This window comes from Citrobacter telavivensis (genome assembly GCA_009363175.1).
GTDB classification, from domain to species: domain Bacteria; phylum Pseudomonadota; class Gammaproteobacteria; order Enterobacterales; family Enterobacteriaceae; genus Citrobacter_A; species Citrobacter_A telavivensis.
In genome coordinates this window covers 4,978,218-4,993,060 of the sequence record CP045205.1, presented here as the reverse complement: position 1 = coordinate 4,993,060, position 14,843 = coordinate 4,978,218, and the positions used below count along the sequence as shown (strand labels likewise).

At 45.8% G+C, this 14,843-nt stretch carries 17 protein-coding genes and 1 pseudogene; 13 read left to right on the top strand and 5 right to left on the bottom strand.

Annotation, left to right across the window (positions count from 1 at the left end; translation table 11 throughout):
* Position 1: 1 nt before the first annotated feature.
* The 4 genes from GBC03_26305 to GBC03_26290 all read left to right on the top strand — a co-directional run bounded on the left by GBC03_26305 (position 2) and on the right by GBC03_26290 (position 5,432).
* Complete coding sequence (locus tag GBC03_26305) at positions 2–1,009, top strand: hypothetical protein (protein QFS73476.1); 1,008 nt, start codon at positions 2–4, stop codon at positions 1,007–1,009.
* The gene (locus tag GBC03_26300) at positions 1,006–4,032 is read left to right on the top strand and encodes a molybdopterin-dependent oxidoreductase (protein QFS73475.1); all 3,027 of its coding nucleotides are present in this window, start codon (positions 1,006–1,008) and stop codon (positions 4,030–4,032) included. Before GBC03_26305 ends, GBC03_26300 begins: the two co-directional genes overlap by 4 nt.
* A gap of 9 nt (positions 4,033–4,041) precedes the next feature.
* Complete coding sequence (locus GBC03_26295) at positions 4,042–4,623, top strand: hypothetical protein (GenBank protein ID QFS73474.1); 582 nt, start codon at positions 4,042–4,044, stop codon at positions 4,621–4,623.
* 131 nt (positions 4,624–4,754) lie between these two features.
* Positions 4,755–5,432 carry a hypothetical protein gene (locus tag GBC03_26290; GenBank protein ID QFS73473.1) on the top strand — a complete coding sequence of 226 codons (678 nt, stop codon included), beginning with the start codon at positions 4,755–4,757 and terminating at the stop codon, positions 5,430–5,432.
* A 384-nt stretch (positions 5,433–5,816) separates the two neighbouring features.
* On the opposite strand, the gene GBC03_26285 is transcribed toward GBC03_26290, so the two are convergent.
* Positions 5,817–5,999 carry a hypothetical protein gene (locus tag GBC03_26285; GenBank protein QFS73472.1) on the bottom strand — a complete coding sequence of 61 codons (183 nt, stop codon included), beginning with the start codon at positions 5,997–5,999 and terminating at the stop codon, positions 5,817–5,819.
* Between the two features lie 45 nt (positions 6,000–6,044).
* Positions 6,045–6,260 (bottom strand): hypothetical protein, encoded by a 216-nt coding sequence (locus tag GBC03_26280; protein ID QFS73471.1) that lies wholly within the window; start codon positions 6,258–6,260, stop codon positions 6,045–6,047.
* Between the two features lie 167 nt (positions 6,261–6,427).
* On the opposite strand from GBC03_26280, the gene GBC03_26275 reads away from it, so the two are divergent.
* The 9 genes from GBC03_26275 (at position 6,428) to GBC03_26235 (ending at position 12,999) form a co-directional block, all read left to right on the top strand.
* The gene (locus GBC03_26275) at positions 6,428–7,318 is read left to right on the top strand and encodes a DNA-binding protein (protein ID QFS73470.1); all 891 of its coding nucleotides are present in this window, start codon (positions 6,428–6,430) and stop codon (positions 7,316–7,318) included.
* The gene (locus tag GBC03_26270; protein ID QFS73469.1) at positions 7,311–7,556 is read left to right on the top strand and encodes a hypothetical protein; all 246 of its coding nucleotides are present in this window, start codon (positions 7,311–7,313) and stop codon (positions 7,554–7,556) included. The genes GBC03_26275 and GBC03_26270 overlap by 8 nt, the downstream gene beginning before the upstream one ends.
* A gap of 456 nt (positions 7,557–8,012) precedes the next feature.
* Positions 8,013–8,429 carry a hypothetical protein gene (locus GBC03_26265; GenBank protein QFS73468.1) on the top strand — a complete coding sequence of 139 codons (417 nt, stop codon included), beginning with the start codon at positions 8,013–8,015 and terminating at the stop codon, positions 8,427–8,429.
* 88 nt (positions 8,430–8,517) lie between these two features.
* Positions 8,518–8,883, top strand: coding sequence for a hypothetical protein (locus GBC03_26260; protein ID QFS73467.1), 366 nt, complete (start codon positions 8,518–8,520; stop codon positions 8,881–8,883).
* Positions 8,884–9,037: 154 nt separating this feature from the next.
* The gene (locus GBC03_26255; protein ID QFS73466.1) at positions 9,038–9,346 is read left to right on the top strand and encodes a hypothetical protein; all 309 of its coding nucleotides are present in this window, start codon (positions 9,038–9,040) and stop codon (positions 9,344–9,346) included.
* Between the two features lie 81 nt (positions 9,347–9,427).
* A complete protein-coding gene (locus GBC03_26250; protein ID QFS73465.1) occupies positions 9,428–10,051 on the top strand; it encodes a hypothetical protein in 624 nt (207 codons plus the stop codon).
* Between the two features lie 96 nt (positions 10,052–10,147).
* Positions 10,148–11,140, top strand: coding sequence for a DUF1738 domain-containing protein (locus GBC03_26245; GenBank protein QFS73464.1), 993 nt, complete (start codon positions 10,148–10,150; stop codon positions 11,138–11,140).
* A gap of 91 nt (positions 11,141–11,231) precedes the next feature.
* On the top strand, positions 11,232–12,185 hold the full coding sequence (locus GBC03_26240; GenBank protein ID QFS73463.1) for a DUF1281 domain-containing protein: 954 nt from the start codon (positions 11,232–11,234) through the stop codon (positions 12,183–12,185).
* Positions 12,186–12,315: 130 nt separating this feature from the next.
* Positions 12,316–12,999, top strand: coding sequence for an SAM-dependent DNA methyltransferase (locus GBC03_26235; GenBank protein QFS73462.1), 684 nt, complete (start codon positions 12,316–12,318; stop codon positions 12,997–12,999).
* A gap of 83 nt (positions 13,000–13,082) precedes the next feature.
* Here the strand turns inward: GBC03_26235 and GBC03_26230 are convergent, their stop codons facing one another.
* The 3 genes and pseudogenes from GBC03_26230 to GBC03_26220 form a co-directional block, all read right to left on the bottom strand.
* A complete protein-coding gene (locus tag GBC03_26230; protein QFS73461.1) occupies positions 13,083–13,361 on the bottom strand; it encodes a hypothetical protein in 279 nt (92 codons plus the stop codon).
* Positions 13,358–13,639: pseudogene (locus tag GBC03_26225) on the bottom strand (hypothetical protein). The gene GBC03_26230 and the pseudogene GBC03_26225 overlap by 4 nt, the downstream one beginning before the upstream one ends.
* A 16-nt stretch (positions 13,640–13,655) precedes the next feature.
* A protein-coding gene (locus GBC03_26220) for an IS3 family transposase (protein ID QFS73460.1) occupies positions 13,656–14,803 on the bottom strand; the annotation gives its coding sequence in 2 pieces (ribosomal slippage) (positions 13,656–14,566 and positions 14,566–14,803; 1,149 coding nt in all).
* Positions 14,804–14,843 lie beyond the last annotated feature (40 nt).

The following is a 14,843-nucleotide window of genomic DNA, read 5'->3' as shown; positions in this document are numbered from 1 at the left end:
CATGATGACGACCATTTTAAATATTGCACATCAATCTCCATTTGGCTTGCTTTTTATTAATTACTCGCTATTGTTAGGTGCATCAGGAGGTCTCGCTGTTATCTGGTCCTTCCTTAACTGGGGGAGTCAGTCAAAGACTAACCTTTTACCTGTGGCATTGGCTTTTGCATTAGCATTTGGAGGCATATTAAATGTATTAGCAGAGGTACAGCAACCCGGCCGGTTAATTTATGGATTTATATATGGTTGGGAACACTGGTACGGTTCAATAATAAAATATGGTGTACTGATTTTACCCCTGTTTTGCCTGTTACTAATCCTGCAACTCACGCCATTAAAGCTGTCTGTTTTCGTTGATAAATTAACGAAAATCCTTCTTATAGGAACTGGAATATTTTTAGGGATGTACTCTGGAATATTCATGACTAATGAGCATGGTATTGCACTCTGGAATACCCCACTGTCTGCAGTCTTAATGTTACTTAGTGGACTTTATACTGGATTCATAGCCTACAGTTTAGTTTCTAAACATACTAATGAACAACCGGCAGTAATTTCATCTTATTGCGGGCTTGGTGTGATGCTTATTACTATGTTTATTTTATTGCTATTCACATGGTGGGGGCATGTCTTTGCGGGAGAAACTATCAGCACCTCCTTTGGTTTACTTGATTCTAACTATTTAGCAACGCAGATAATTACTGTGGGAGCGTTGGTTTTAGCTTGCGTTATGATTGCTGTAATTAGATCTAAAAATAAAATCCACTACATAATTATCATTATTCTATCTGCTATCTCTGCCTGGGGTGTTCGTTTTCTTTTGTTGGTTGGGGGGCAGGGAACGAGTCGTAGCAGCGCCGGAGTCTTTACTTATCACCCTGAACCAAAAGAATATTTATATTCTTTTGGTAGTATATTTTTCATGGCAGGTATTCTTGCTTTAGTCATATTGTTTTATGAGAATTTCCAACACAAATATCCGGCACATACAGGAGGAGAAATTAAATGAACAGACGTCATTTTCTTACAGGTTGTGCCGCGCTAGGTGTAGGTGTTGGTGCCAGTATTTATGGAAAAGTATTTTACCGTGCAGGTACATTCTTAGATGCAGGAGAGCAAGCAAAATCAACCTTTTATGGTCAGTCAACTGAACCTGAATGGCTGCTTGATAAAGAAACTGGCCAGCATGTTATAAATCCCAATTATATGGTACGTCATTCTGTATGTCTTCAGTGTCATGGAGAGTGTGGACTGAGAGCCAAAGTGAACCGTAAAACCGGAAAACTGGAACGCTTACAGGGTAATCCATATCATCCGAACACATTGATTGATTATAAGGATATGAATATCCCGGTGGTGGACACTGCCAATACTCCGGGTACACTATGTGCCCGAGGGAACGCGGGTCTACAAACTGCTTACGACCCATATCGACTGACAGTTCCCCTGAAGCGCTCTGGCCCGAGAGGAAGTAATAAATGGGTGCCTATTGAGTGGGAAAAACTGATCGATGAAGTGGTCAATGGTGGAAAGATTTTCGCTGATACAGGTGATGAGGCTAGTCAAAACCTTGAGATAAAAGGATTCCGGGCATTATATGAAAAACGTGATGAATGGATTGATGATAACAATCATGACTTAGGGCGAGTATCTAATAAGCTTGTTATACAAAGCGGACGTATTGTTAAAACGCGAAAAGATTTTCAGACTCGTTTCGCGAAATCCTTTGGCACAGTTAATAATTACGAACACACTAATATATGCGAATTAAGCCATCACATTGCTACGAGTGCTGTATATACTGAGCATAATAATTTTAAAGCAGATCTTTGTGAGTCAGAGTTTGTTTTATATTGGGGAACCGCGCCTGGAGAAGCTAATTTCCCTATGCAGACATTAGGGAAATACTCAGCAGAGGCGCGTTCAAAGGGCTGTAAAATTGCTGTTATTGATCCAGTATTACCCCGAACTATAACGGATGACCCAAATATGTTCTGGCTTGCTCCGCGACCAGGTACTGATGGTGCTATCGCAATGGGGATGATAAGCTGGATTATAGATCATAATCGCCATAATACGGATTTTTTAAGTTACCCTAATCAGTCTTCTGCCAAAAATGCTGGTGAAACTTGTTTCACGGATGCCAGTTATCTGATTATTACCGATGAAACACATCCTAATTTTGGGAAATTTATTACTTCTAGTGAAGCTGCCTTGGGGGACAGTAACGACAGTGTCGTAATTAATCTCACTGGTATTCCAGAATTAGCGGAAAAATGTGTTAAAGCAATACTGGATTATAGCGGGAGTGTTAATGGTATAGGGGTTGCTACAGCATTTCATTTATTAAAGACATCAGCGAATGATTATTCTCTAGAGTATTATGCCGATATCAGTGGTGTTCGCATTGACGATATTGTCAATTTAGCTGACGAGTTCACTAAGCATGGACGAAAAGCATCCACAGAGTTTTATCGTGGAATTGCACAGCACCCGAACGGTTATTATACAGGTTTTGCAATAAATCAGTTGAACGTCTTAATCGGTAATTTGAACTGGAGTGGTGGTGGTTCCCTCGGGGGAGGTGGATTCCCTTATGACAAAGGGGTATATGACCTGACTGCTATTCCTTCTCTGGTGCCAGCTCAATTTGGTATTAAAATTACCCGTGAAGATGGCTTTCGCTATGAAGATTCTACTGAATTTAAGACAAAGGTTGCTCGTGGCGAAGCCCCCTACCCAGCTAAAAGGCCGTGGTTCCCTTTCACTAAAGATATTTTCAGTGATATCTTGCCTTCAGCACTGGAAGGTTATCCGTATACAGCCGACATTCTGTTGTGGCATATGTGTACGCCTTTATACAGCGCTCCAGGCATGGGTAAAGAAGATATTATTCGAGGGGTTTGTGATCCAACAAAAATACCATTAATTATTGCCAGTGATATTGTCGTTAGTGATACCAGCATGTATGCAGATTATATTATCCCTGACATTACATATCTGGAACGTTATGTCCAGCATCCGATGCTTGAAGCAACTATGGTCAAGGGGACTGCTGTACGTTATCCCGTTATCGAGCCGCTGACTGGAAAAAACCAGGCGGGACAACATTTTTGTCTTGAGACTTTCTTTATTGATATAGCTTCGAAATTAAACATGGCTGGGTTTGGGAAAAATGCTATCCCTGACAGTAATGGAACTCTATGGCCTCTCGAAAAAATGGAGGATTACTATCTGAAAGGTACTGCAAACGTTGCTTATAGTGGAACACCAGTATCGGATGCTACTGATGATGATATAAAAATTGCCGGTCTTGAAGATTACCAGAAGAAGTATTTCAGTAGTCTTAAGTCTGATGAATGGAGAAAAGTACTTTTTTTAATGTCACGCGGTGGTCGTTTTGAGCCAGTTACTACCAGACGGAATGGTACGCAATTGAAAAATCAATTCAATAATCGTATCAGAATGTACAATGAAAAAATTGCTCAGGGTCTAAATAGTTTTACCGGTGAACGTTTTTCAGGAACTGCACTTTGGCAACCATCTCTCACTATGATGGGGAAAAAAGTGGATGAGCTCGATCAGGGCAAAGGTATGGATTTTACAATATTGACCCGAAAAAGTGCACTTCAGACCCAGTCCCGACTGTCTTCCAACAGTTTTATCCGAGAGATACAGCCGACAAACTGGGCTGAAATTAATACCGAGGATGGGAAAGCTCTCGGTTTGAAAACCGGTGATAGTGTATGGGTCGAAACTGTTGAAGGGCGTAGGCGTTGTGAAGTAAAACTCAGAGATGGGGTTGCACCCGGAGTGATCAGCTTTATCGTTGGCTATGGCCATTGGGGTTACGGAGCAACCGATATTGATATTGGTGGGAAGCGAATTAAAGGCAGTAAAATCCGGGCTGCGGGGATAAATTTAAATCCAATAATGCGACTGGATCCAGATGTATGGGGGATGCCGCTTATGGATCCAATTGGTGGCAGTAGCAGTTTCTTTAATACACGAGCTAAAATTATCAAAGCGTAGGGGGCAAGTATGTGTGAAGTGGAAGAGTTGAGAAGAACCTGTGATATTGCTGGATCCTTACTACTCAAAAGCCCTGAACAAGAGCTTATTGACTGGATAAAGCAATGTACAGGGCAAAACCTTGCGATTAAAGAATGTCAGCAGGCGTTTTATGACTATTTCTGCTTCCCACAATCTGGTTTGTTTTGTCCACCCTATAATCATGTCTTTAGTAATGGCTTACGTCATGGAGACATCTGGCAATTTCCTGCAGCAAGCTTTGATGGGGGAGCAGAAGAAGAGGATTTCTATCAAAAATTCAATTTTGCTCCCTCTATGCTTAACATCAAATTGCCGATGGTACATAAACATGTTCCTGGTGACCATTTTGGTGTGGAATTGCTTTTTATAAGTTGTGTGCTGACAAATAAAAATTTAAACACCCCCGAGACCTGGAGTATTTTAAAGGGATTTATATGTGCACACTTACCTGCTCTACAGGGGTATACCCATTTATTAGGCAGCCAAACTGAACCCTATATTAAAGTCGTAGCTGAATGTCTGGAGGAGTGCTTGTCAGGACTTGATTATTTACTTTCGATTGATTCTTGAACCAAAATGTAACTACATAGATATTCTCAGAAACAGAGCCAGATTAAAATATTAATCTGGCTCTCAGTGCTTACCAGGTTGGCGCATTACTTGGTATTCTGTGGCGATTCAATCCTTAATGGTTAGGGGCAGTGTCTGGAACAAGTGCTGAAGCGCCTGAGCCAATCAGTATATTGATATTGGATAAATCATTCCGACATTCTGATCTTAAGGTTTCTGTAGTTAAGGCAAATAATGTATCTTTTGAGAACGCTGAGAAACTTGAAGAAAAACATTCCAGGTTGTATGTCGGATTTATATTAAGCTATACATCTACGGTTAATGGTGTATCTTTTACAAAATACGAAGTTTGCGAGTTTCAGAGATGGAATTATGATAAATGTCGTGGTTATTTAAGATTCATTTTTTATTTTCTGGGTTCTGTCAGAACGAAAATAAACTGCCAGGGCGTATCATTCAATGAGGATATTATTGATGGTTTGATGGCATGTAGGTTATTTCCATCAACAATTAAAGGCATGTTATCAGAAACTTGGTTTATTGCTGATCGAATAGGTCATATAGAAAGTAATTACGATGTAGAGATAAATTCAGTTGAGTATTTAAACAGATTTAACAGACTTATACGTTTATTGTGTTTCGGTAGTTCTGTGACAATTTTAGATATTGAATATACAACGAAAGACTTTTCATATGGATGGATTATAAAGTACTCATGTAATGGGGAATATCATACGGAGTTTTACCATAGTCTGGCCACTGGTCTGGACGATATTTATGATAAGTTCATCGTCGAGAATCCATCATAAAGGTGACTATTGATTACATGTAAATCATTAAAGGTACCCTTCAAATTTTGGAGGGTTTCCTGCAGACTCGTCTTCCATGTCACAGATAAAAACTTGATAAAGGATCACGCTCCGATCTAATATCTTGCTCGTTGTACCGTTGCGTTGTATGCAACATGCCAATGCCTCGGCGATCTGAGAGAGGCGCCTTCGGGTGATCGCCATGCCAATGCCACCGTGACCTGAGAGGTGGCGCCTTCGGGCGGTAACTTCGTTTACCCTTTGAAAACGAAGATCGCATACAGTTTGAATCTGGCGATGAAGGTCCCTTTCACTTCTGTATCTGTTTTTCAGATACGTCTTGCAGCCGTTGTCTGGCCGCAATTTTCTTATCGTTTTCACTCTTTATGACGCTGCTGGCCGTTGCGAACTTTGCGGCGTGGGTATGACCATTTGGAACATTTGGGCATCTTCCACGACTGCATTGAGAGCAGAGGAGCGCGGCGTCACTTGTGCACGAGTGAAACGAGTACCAAGTGACGCGCGCAGCGCATAACAGGCAGAGCTGACGCACTGCCATTTCGACAACTTTTTTACCAACTGACCAACACGTACTTAAAGGTTTTAAGGGCCTTAAAAACGTACTTCATTCACTTCTTGTTCATTTATCAACCAAACGTCTTTCTCGTAAAAACGGGTAAGGACTTCATTCTGAAAGGAGAAAATCGACACGATATCGATGGCGACACCAGTCAACATACTGGTGTGTGGAAGCAGACTGATTAATTTCAGCCCGGTGCAAACCGCGAACAGGTCAGAGACCTGGGGAGCTTCGCAATAACTCAACATTTCGCCGCCCCGATGCACAGATATCTGTCGAGACGCAGGAAGCACAACCATAAACCGTGCCGTCGGGGTGAAATTCATCGTCTGTAGCTGTGGCGCAGCCGGTGTCAGTGCTTTTCCGTTCACGCAGACGGAAAAGCACTGACACCTGTTTAAATGGAGGGTTGTTTATGGCAAAACTGAATAAAAATCTTAAAACGCTTGCCAGGCAGGCAGGGGGAAGTTTTAAAACCGTTTCTGACCGAATGAAAATTGCGGACAGGTTTGCCGAACGTTTATTAAAACTTAATGTTCAAATCAGAGATATTAAAAATATCAAGACGGGGCATATCGAGTTGTATATGAAGAGCCGCCTTTCTGAAGATATTTCCAGACGCACACTTCAGAACGAAATGGCAGCTATCCGGGCTTTGTTACGTGTTGCGGGGAAAACATTCATGGCAAATCCTTCTCATGATAAACTGAGCAATCAGGCTCTGGGTATTTCGGAAACGAGCCGGGATGGAACTAAGGTTGCTATTCCCGATGCTTATTTTCGGCAGGTATTGACGAGTGTAGAGCAAAAGGATGATGGCGTTGCATGTGCAATGAGATTATCCAGATTACTCGGGTTAAGAACAGAAGAAACAGTACAGTCTGCTAAATCGTTGCGTACCTGGAAAAAAGCTTTACTCAATGGTGACGAAAAAATACGTGTTGTATTTGGGACAAAAGGAGGACGACCAAGAGATACAACGGTATTAGATCGTGAATCAACTCTGGCTGCAATCAATGCGTCCCTTAAACACTTGAATGAAAATAATGGAAAGTTGATTGATAAGCCATCATTACATACGGCTATTGAACGTTATCGCAATGTTGTCCGTGAGTCCGGATTAACAGGAAAATATGCGCCTCATAGTTTACGCTATGCCTACTCTGTTGATGTCATGAATTATCATATGAAAAGAGGTTTCACTAAAGAAGAGGCACAGGCTCTGGCATCAATGGATTTGGGACATGGCGATGGCAGGGGACAATACGTGGCTCGTGTTTATAATAAGGTAGAGGGTAATGAGTAAAAGCATTTTTGTTTCTGGTGAGGATTTGGTTATTGGTCGTGTGTTTTTGGGATGGAAGGAAAGGATTTCACGTATTATCGATAGGGGGCATTACGAGGTGGCTTGTTCACAGGAGGTTCATGCGCATTACGGAGACAAATTTACCCGTACTGATGCCTGTCTGTATTTCATCCGTGGCGCACTGTCTGAAACTTTCAGGAAATCACTGAGAGAAAAAGAAAACGCTCATGAAATGTAAAAATATGATCCTTTTTTCTGGTCAATTTAAACATGACACATTTTCTCAGGATATTCTCAGCAGTAGTGACTTTCCGTTAAGGGCTTCATCGTCCTGGTTCAAACCACAATGTGGGAAGATCTTTGCGTTGACACTATTGCCTGAGGTGCGGGAATTGTGTACGCTTAATTTGCTAACGTTGTCTCTGACAACTGCCAATGCCTGAGTGATTTGAGACAGGCGCCTTCGGGTAATCACATGCCAATGCCATCATAACCTGAGAGATGGCGCTTTCGGGCGGTTCAAACCTGTTTAACCTTTGCAAACAGGAACCTGATTACAGGTTAAGGTCCTTTTCTACATCACTTCACACTACCAAACACCTGATTTACTCATCCGGCATTTTTGGCCTGATTCTCACCCTGAGGGATACTTTCCCTTTGGGACGGTTCCCTTTTTTCATAAGGAATCGTACCCATGCATTACACCAGAATGATCAATCCGCTCGCGTTACTGAGTTGTGACTCACCCGCTTCTGCAAAAATCATTGTGGATTACGTAAAAACTCAGCTTAACGTTCGTCTGGATAACAAACTCATGGTCGACGCAGATCCTCAGGTTCCTGCTGACGGCCTTCCTGATTACCTGACTTTTCTCAGACATGTCGCGCATACAGTTGGTTTTGCAACTGAGCATGGCTTCATAAAACATACCTTTGTCGAAGAAGCAGTGAGCGAGCTTACGCTTCTGGGGACAGATGTTCACAGTTTTCACTGGAGTACAGCTTTTCTTCAGGGCGTTACCAGGTCTCGCGAGGAAAAAGAGCTGGACGAAGCTACAGAGCAATTGCGCGAAATGTTTTATCAGAGCGCCCATTTCTCAGACATCGCCTGACGGCCTTATTAGTCGAAGATTTTCTCACCCTAACGGGACTTCTGTCCCGGTCAGGGACAGGATTCCACAACTCTTTAAGGAATCCTTTATGAACGAGTTAATTCTCACCGAAGATTTTCACATCCGTGCCAGCGAGCGTAATGCTCACAAAGTTGCACTGGCTAAAGCGGAAGGCGAGCTGCTGAGTATCGCAGCGCTTCGCCGCCTTGACCTAAATACCGGGACAGATGAAGACGGCTTTCCGTATTATGTCTGGGATATGGCTTCTGTTGCCCGGGAACTGGCTGAACTGTATGTTCGAAAACTTATACCGGGATCATGGGAGGCATTCTTTAACGACCTCTGCCGCATGGCAGAAGGTATTGATAAAGAAGCCTGGATATATTTCTACAAAAGCGCAGTCAAAGACGAAGAGGCCTTTCTGTCTATGGAACGCAGCGATGCTGATTTCTGACGTGATGCACTGAACCCTATGGGGACTTTCTCCATACGGAGGTGGTTGTGTTTTCTGAATGAAGCCAGCTTATAACTGATGTACCAACCCATGCGGGGACAACCTCCCTGCATCTGCGGTGATGGTTTTCTCCGCATTAACTAAGGAGAAAACCATGAGCAGTATAATACTGTTGTTTATCACCCATACCACGCGCGTCCTCAGCCGCATTTCAGAAGCAATGCGGCAGCAGCAGGCCGAATGGTTCACCAACCGTAGCGGTCACAGCAGTTTCCGCGCCGAGGTCGTTCAGTCTGAAGGGGGTTTTACCGCCATCATTTCACGCAGAACGGGCTACAGTTCGCGTGACTGGCAGTATCAGCAACTGGCCAGCGCCGGTCAGTTTGCCTCCGCACGTAAGGCTTTACGGGCGGGACGGCAGATGGCGCAGCAGATGGCCTGGCTGCGTTACCGTTTCGACTGAATCAGTTCTGACTGATTAACACTTCCCGGAGGGACCTTCCCTCCAGGGGAAGTCTCCTCCTTATTAATTTAAGGAGTCCTGATGATTCGCTTTACCTCAACCGAATTACGCCCTCTTTTATCACAGCAGGGCGGTATGCAAAGGCCACTGCTGCTTGAAAAGAACCTTGGTATATACATCCGGGTTCCGGATGACCGAAACCCCGGCGAATGGCTCAGGGCATGGGCGGAAGGTTGTAATCCCTCGAAAGATGCAAACTGGTCGGAAAATGCAGACCTGTTAATTCCCGGGAAGGAATACGCTTTTCAGACCTTTATGGAGCAGAGCAAATTCGACGCCGTTCTGACCGAACACCACGATCTTTTTATGATGCCATCGGCCGGTCCACTGGGGACTGGTATGACAATTCGTAAAGAGACCCGTCCGCCAGAAAAGGTGTATGTCCTGGTGGAGGAATATCGCAGCAATATTCGTTGGCTCTACGATCAGTCTCTCCGGCATTTACCTGCCTGTGTGGGGAATGCGGAACGTCTGAGCTGGCGCTCGCAGGCGCTGTATGTGCTTGACAGGGTAATCCGTCTCGACTGTAAACGGGCAAAACCTGCTGATCGCGCGATATTTGAGAGTGCGGTTCGCAGCGTGCGCAGCAGCGTCAGCGAGGTGATGTCTGATGGCTCTTTCCGTTACGCGGCAACCCGCCGTTAGGTTGTATTACTGACTATCTCTGACTTTTTTCCACTCCCGGTGGCGCATTCTTCCGCCCCCGGGGAGGATGCGCCCTTTTTTACAGGTTGCATCCTTATGAACAAATCCATTCGCGGCCGTAAGGCCGCGCCGGCTCAGAAAGCCGATCTTTACCAGCAGGTCACCGACAAAATCATTGCTGCCCTGGGAAAAGGGGTTCCACCGTGGCGCCGGCCGTGGCGTTCTGCACAGAACGTACATGGCAGCGCGTTACCGGTGAATGCCACAACCGGCCGCCATTACAGCGGAGTGAATATACCCTTGCTGTGGATGTCTGCTGAAGAGCGGGGATTTCCATCCGATCGATGGCTGACATACCAGCAGGCGAAAGCCGTGGGTGGTCAGGTGCGCAAGGGTGAAACCAGCTCGATGGCCATTATCTACAAACCGTTTGAGAAACAGGCGACGGATGGCAACGATAACAAGCTGTTCGATAAAGACGGTAATCCCGTCATGGAGTCGCTTGCGATGCTGAAGCCGCTGCAACTTTTCAATGTCGCCCAGTGTGATGGACTGCCGGATGCTGTTGCCGGCATGCCGCCAACAGAGGCAGAAGAGGAGCGGCATTCCATACTCAGTGAACAACAACAGGGGCAGGTACTGTCAGTACTGAATGCAACCGGTGTGGTTTGCACATCGTACCGACAAAACCGGGCGTATTATCAGCCATCAACCGATCGAATTGTGATGCCTACGACTTCGCAGTTTAATTCTGAAGCTGATTACTGGTCCACGCTACTGCATGAACTGGTTCATGCAACCGGCCACAGCCGCCGCCTTAGCCGTGAAGGGATAACATCTTCTTCGCGAAAATTCGGTGATCCGGTTTACGCCTTTGAGGAGCTTATTGCCGAAACCGGCAGTGCTTTTCTTTGTGCAGAGCTGGGTATTTACGGTGATGTTCAACATGAAAGCTATCTGGCCAGTTGGCTGAAGGTACTTCGTGACGATAAAAAAGCCTTTTTCCGCGCCTGCCGGTTTGCCCGGGAAGCGTCGGAATTTTTACTGCAGCCACTGAACCGACAACCGGAACAGAACAAGGCTGCTTAACAATAAACTTGATGGCCCTGGTCATCAGCATCCCCTGAGGGTATCTCCTCAGGGAGATGCCCTCTGTCTAAACTAAAGAGGAGTAATAACTATGTTTTCATGGTGCAAAAACCGTCTGGAAATCACTGCGAAATCTGTTTGTATTGACGTGATGCAGTCCTGGATTGCCGGCACTGAAACTCCGCGTTATCGACATGCCATACGGCAGGCCATAAAGCTGTTTCTTGCTGGATGTGCCGGGATACTTAAGCCAACAAAAGCGACAGAGTTTACTGCTTATCCGATGCTTACGGCCGCCGGTACGGGGGCTTCTACTTCGGCAAACCAGGCGTTCCAGCATTTCCTGGAATTAATGGAAAAGGATGCGTGGCTCGACAGCGCTACTATTGCACGTATGGAGAAGATCTGGGTTCAGTCCGGCCTGGAAACACTTAAATGGGAGAGTATTCCAGTTTCATCGCGCCAGATAATGTCCCAGTTGATGGCTGTTCACTATGCTGACTGGTTTGGTGTTGCCAGCTTCGGGGAACAGTTCGATCCGCAGGAGCGTTGGGAATGGCTCAGTATAATGCCGGCCGCGAGTTGTCCCTGCGATATGCTGATGATAATGCCGTCACGTCTTGCAACTGAGTTGAACGGTAACAGTGGTTTGTTCCGGGGGCTTAACACAACTGCAGATCTTTACACGCAGCTGTATGGTGTGGAGTTCCCGGCTGGTCATAAAGCCAACTGGAGCCGTGAATCACTGGGCACGATATTACTGACGTTCGATACCCCCTGGTACCCGCCATCTGGAGAGGTTATGGGTGAGATGTCAGAGCTGTTTGACTGTGAGATCCGTCATTACTGGAAATCAGTGGATGAAGGTTTTTCCGGATATAACTGTTTTGACCGCGGTGATCACGTTGACAGTGGCCCCTGGCCGGAAGAAATGCAGCAACTGAGCAACGGTGAAACAGCAAGAATGTACCTTGTCTCTACGGAAACCACAGCGGTAACGCCATATGCGGCGCCAGCGGCACAATACGGGAGCATTCGGGCCTGACACTAAACCAGGATAACCCGGGCTAACCGGTTCAACATACTGGCCACAACACTTGTTGTGGCTTTTTTTCACCCTGACGGGAAACACTGTTTCCCCGTCAGGGGCGTGTTTCCCGTTAAAGGAGACATGCATGAAAAATCTTATAAACCATGAAAAGGCGTTCATTTCGCTTTTCAACCAGACTGCTCGTTATCACCATCGACATCAGGTTTTTGAAGACTTCATCAGTTGCAGCGTTATTGCTCTTCAGAATGCCCTCAGTTTCTGCGAAAAGCGGGAGCAGAAATATCTACACATAGTTGCACGTTATGAAAAGAAGGATGTAGTCCGTATGGCAGAATTGCTGGCCCATGTTGTCAATGGGCTGGATGATTCACCGGGGGATTTTCTTGGACAGGTTTTCATGCAGCTCGAACTGGGTGATAAATATCGTGGTCAGTTTTTTACCCCATGGGATGTGGGCATCATGATGGCGCGCATGCAACTCGGCAACGTTGCTGATAATTTTGCGGACAAGCCTTTTATTACCCTGGCGGAGCCAGCCTGTGGCGCAGGATGTATGGTGCTCGCATTTGCCACTGTGCTGCGCGATGCCGGTTATTCACCACACCGGTATTTGTGGGTTTCAGCTACTGATATCGATCCGCTGGCTGCGGGGATGGCTTATATTCAGTTAACGCTGTGTGGAGTGCCAGGTGAAGTGGTTATTGGCAACTCTCTTTGCGATGAACGCCGTCGTGTGTTGCATACGTTTGCGCATTACCAGGGCAACTGGCCCGGTCGTTTACGTCATGTCCTGAATCAGGCCGCCTGAATAATAAAAAGCTCCCTCCCGGGGGCTTTTTTATTGGGTATAGAGATTGAATGGTTGATGAGGCAGCATCTTGCTACTGGCCGTTATAGTAGTCTTATCTGAGATGGCATTTCTCCGCGAACGAATTTAATGGTTAGCGGAGCATCAGTTCTGACCTGCAAAAGTGCTTTTACTTCCTCTTCAATTTCAGGCAAATACAGGCCTGTTTTCTTATATGCAGGGAAAAAGAAAAACCTGATAACGGCAACGATCCTGTTCAACCAGTTTGCCTTCACGGACTTTTGGATGTCTTCAAACTCATCCAGTGTCATAGCGCCAATTTCCTTCCCGTTGGCTTCGACTACCCAGTACACATCTTTCATTCCGTCACCTCATCGTTCAGGCTTTTCCGTTTATCTACATCGTCTATTAAGGTGTTTGCCTGGAGATGACGAAGTGCGAATTCCAGTGAGGGAAACTCCATCGTTTCCTGACGTGACATAAAGCGATCTGTGGCGATGCCATATGTACCTGTTTCGATATTAAAAACGAAGCTGTGGTAGCAGTCCACCGCGGGGTAGTTATAAATCATTAATGATTTTTCTTTTCGCTCATCAGCAATAAGGTACGGCAGAACAAACTCCACCATCTGGACTGTTTGAATCGCCACGGATAATCTAGACACTTCCGAGCCGTTGATAATACTGGTTTTCATATTCTGTCGGTGACATCTGATCGCTAGAACCATGCCGACGCTTACTGTTATAAAACATTTCGATGTAATCAAAAATATCGCTGCGGGCTTCTTCCCGCGTTCCGTAGATCTTTTTCTTTATCCGTTCGCGTTTCAACAACTGGAAAAAGCTTTCTGCAACCGCATTATCATGGCAGTTACCGCGACGGCTCATGCTGCCCTCCAGGCCGTGTGATTTCAGGAACGACTGCCACTCATGGCTTGTGTACTGACTGCCCTGATCCGAATGAACCAGCACCTGTTTTTGGGGATTACGCCGCCATACAGCCATCAGCAGTGCGTTCAGGACAATGTCCTTTGTCATCCGGGATTGCATGGACCAGCCGATAATTTTGCGTGAGAACAGATCAACAACCACGGCAAGATACAGCCAGCCTTCGTGGGTCCTGATGTAGGTTATGTCCGTTACCCAACGCTCATCCGGAGCATCCGGATTGAACTGTCGCTGGAGCCTGTTGGGCGACACGATACTGGCCTCGCCTTTACGTGCCCGCGGGCTCCGGTATCCGACCTGAGCCTTTATCCCGACACGTTTCATCAGTCGCCAGACTCTGTTCACTCCGCACTGTTGCCCGCTGTCCCGCAGATCCAAATGGATTTTGCGATAACCATAGACGCATCCCGATTCCAGCCAGAACTGTTTAATCTGTCCTGTCAGTCTCAGGTCTGCCTGATGGCGTTGTGAATGCGGCTGCTGAAGCCAGGCGTAAAAACCACTGGGATGAACATCCAGCACCCGACAGAGCAGGCGAACAGGCCAGCAACAGGTGTTGTCACGGATAAAGGCGTACCTCAGTCGGACAGCTTTGCGAAGTACGCCGCGGCTTTTTTTAATATGTCCCGTTCGTCGGTAACCCGCTTCAGCTCTTTCTGAAGACGGCGGATCTCGGCCTGAGCATCTGACTGTTCTTTATTAGTGGAAGAATCCGGACCGTACTTCTTTATCCAGGCGTAAAGGCTGTGGGTGGTGATATCGAGACGTGTTGCAACGCTGGCAACAGAATAACCGCGATCAACAACCTGTTTGACTGCTTCAATTTTAAACTCTTCGGGATAACGCTTACCGCTCATGGGCACCTCTCTTTAAGCCATCTTAAATGACTCTGAGGTG

What these genes read in the sequence shown, in the direction of transcription:
- GBC03_26280 (QFS73471.1), bottom strand. Translation starts at nt 6,260, where the DNA reads ATGTTGAGTTATTGCGAAGCTCCCCAGGTCTCTGACCTGTTCGCGGTT.
- GBC03_26305 (QFS73476.1), top strand. Translation starts at nt 2, where the DNA reads ATGATGACGACCATTTTAAATATTGCACATCAATCTCCATTTGGCTTG.
- GBC03_26250 (QFS73465.1), top strand. Translation starts at nt 9,428, where the DNA reads ATGATTCGCTTTACCTCAACCGAATTACGCCCTCTTTTATCACAGCAG.
- GBC03_26240 (QFS73463.1), top strand. Translation starts at nt 11,232, where the DNA reads ATGTTTTCATGGTGCAAAAACCGTCTGGAAATCACTGCGAAATCTGTT.
- GBC03_26260 (QFS73467.1), top strand. Translation starts at nt 8,518, where the DNA reads ATGAACGAGTTAATTCTCACCGAAGATTTTCACATCCGTGCCAGCGAG.
- GBC03_26245 (QFS73464.1), top strand. Translation starts at nt 10,148, where the DNA reads ATGAACAAATCCATTCGCGGCCGTAAGGCCGCGCCGGCTCAGAAAGCC.
- GBC03_26255 (QFS73466.1), top strand. Translation starts at nt 9,038, where the DNA reads ATGAGCAGTATAATACTGTTGTTTATCACCCATACCACGCGCGTCCTC.
- GBC03_26300 (QFS73475.1), top strand. Translation starts at nt 1,006, where the DNA reads ATGAACAGACGTCATTTTCTTACAGGTTGTGCCGCGCTAGGTGTAGGT.
- GBC03_26270 (QFS73469.1), top strand. Translation starts at nt 7,311, where the DNA reads ATGAGTAAAAGCATTTTTGTTTCTGGTGAGGATTTGGTTATTGGTCGT.
- GBC03_26275 (QFS73470.1), top strand. Translation starts at nt 6,428, where the DNA reads ATGGCAAAACTGAATAAAAATCTTAAAACGCTTGCCAGGCAGGCAGGG.
- GBC03_26230 (QFS73461.1), bottom strand. Translation starts at nt 13,361, where the DNA reads ATGAAAGATGTGTACTGGGTAGTCGAAGCCAACGGGAAGGAAATTGGC.
- GBC03_26265 (QFS73468.1), top strand. Translation starts at nt 8,013, where the DNA reads ATGCATTACACCAGAATGATCAATCCGCTCGCGTTACTGAGTTGTGAC.
- GBC03_26295 (QFS73474.1), top strand. Translation starts at nt 4,042, where the DNA reads ATGTGTGAAGTGGAAGAGTTGAGAAGAACCTGTGATATTGCTGGATCC.
- GBC03_26235 (QFS73462.1), top strand. Translation starts at nt 12,316, where the DNA reads ATGAAAAATCTTATAAACCATGAAAAGGCGTTCATTTCGCTTTTCAAC.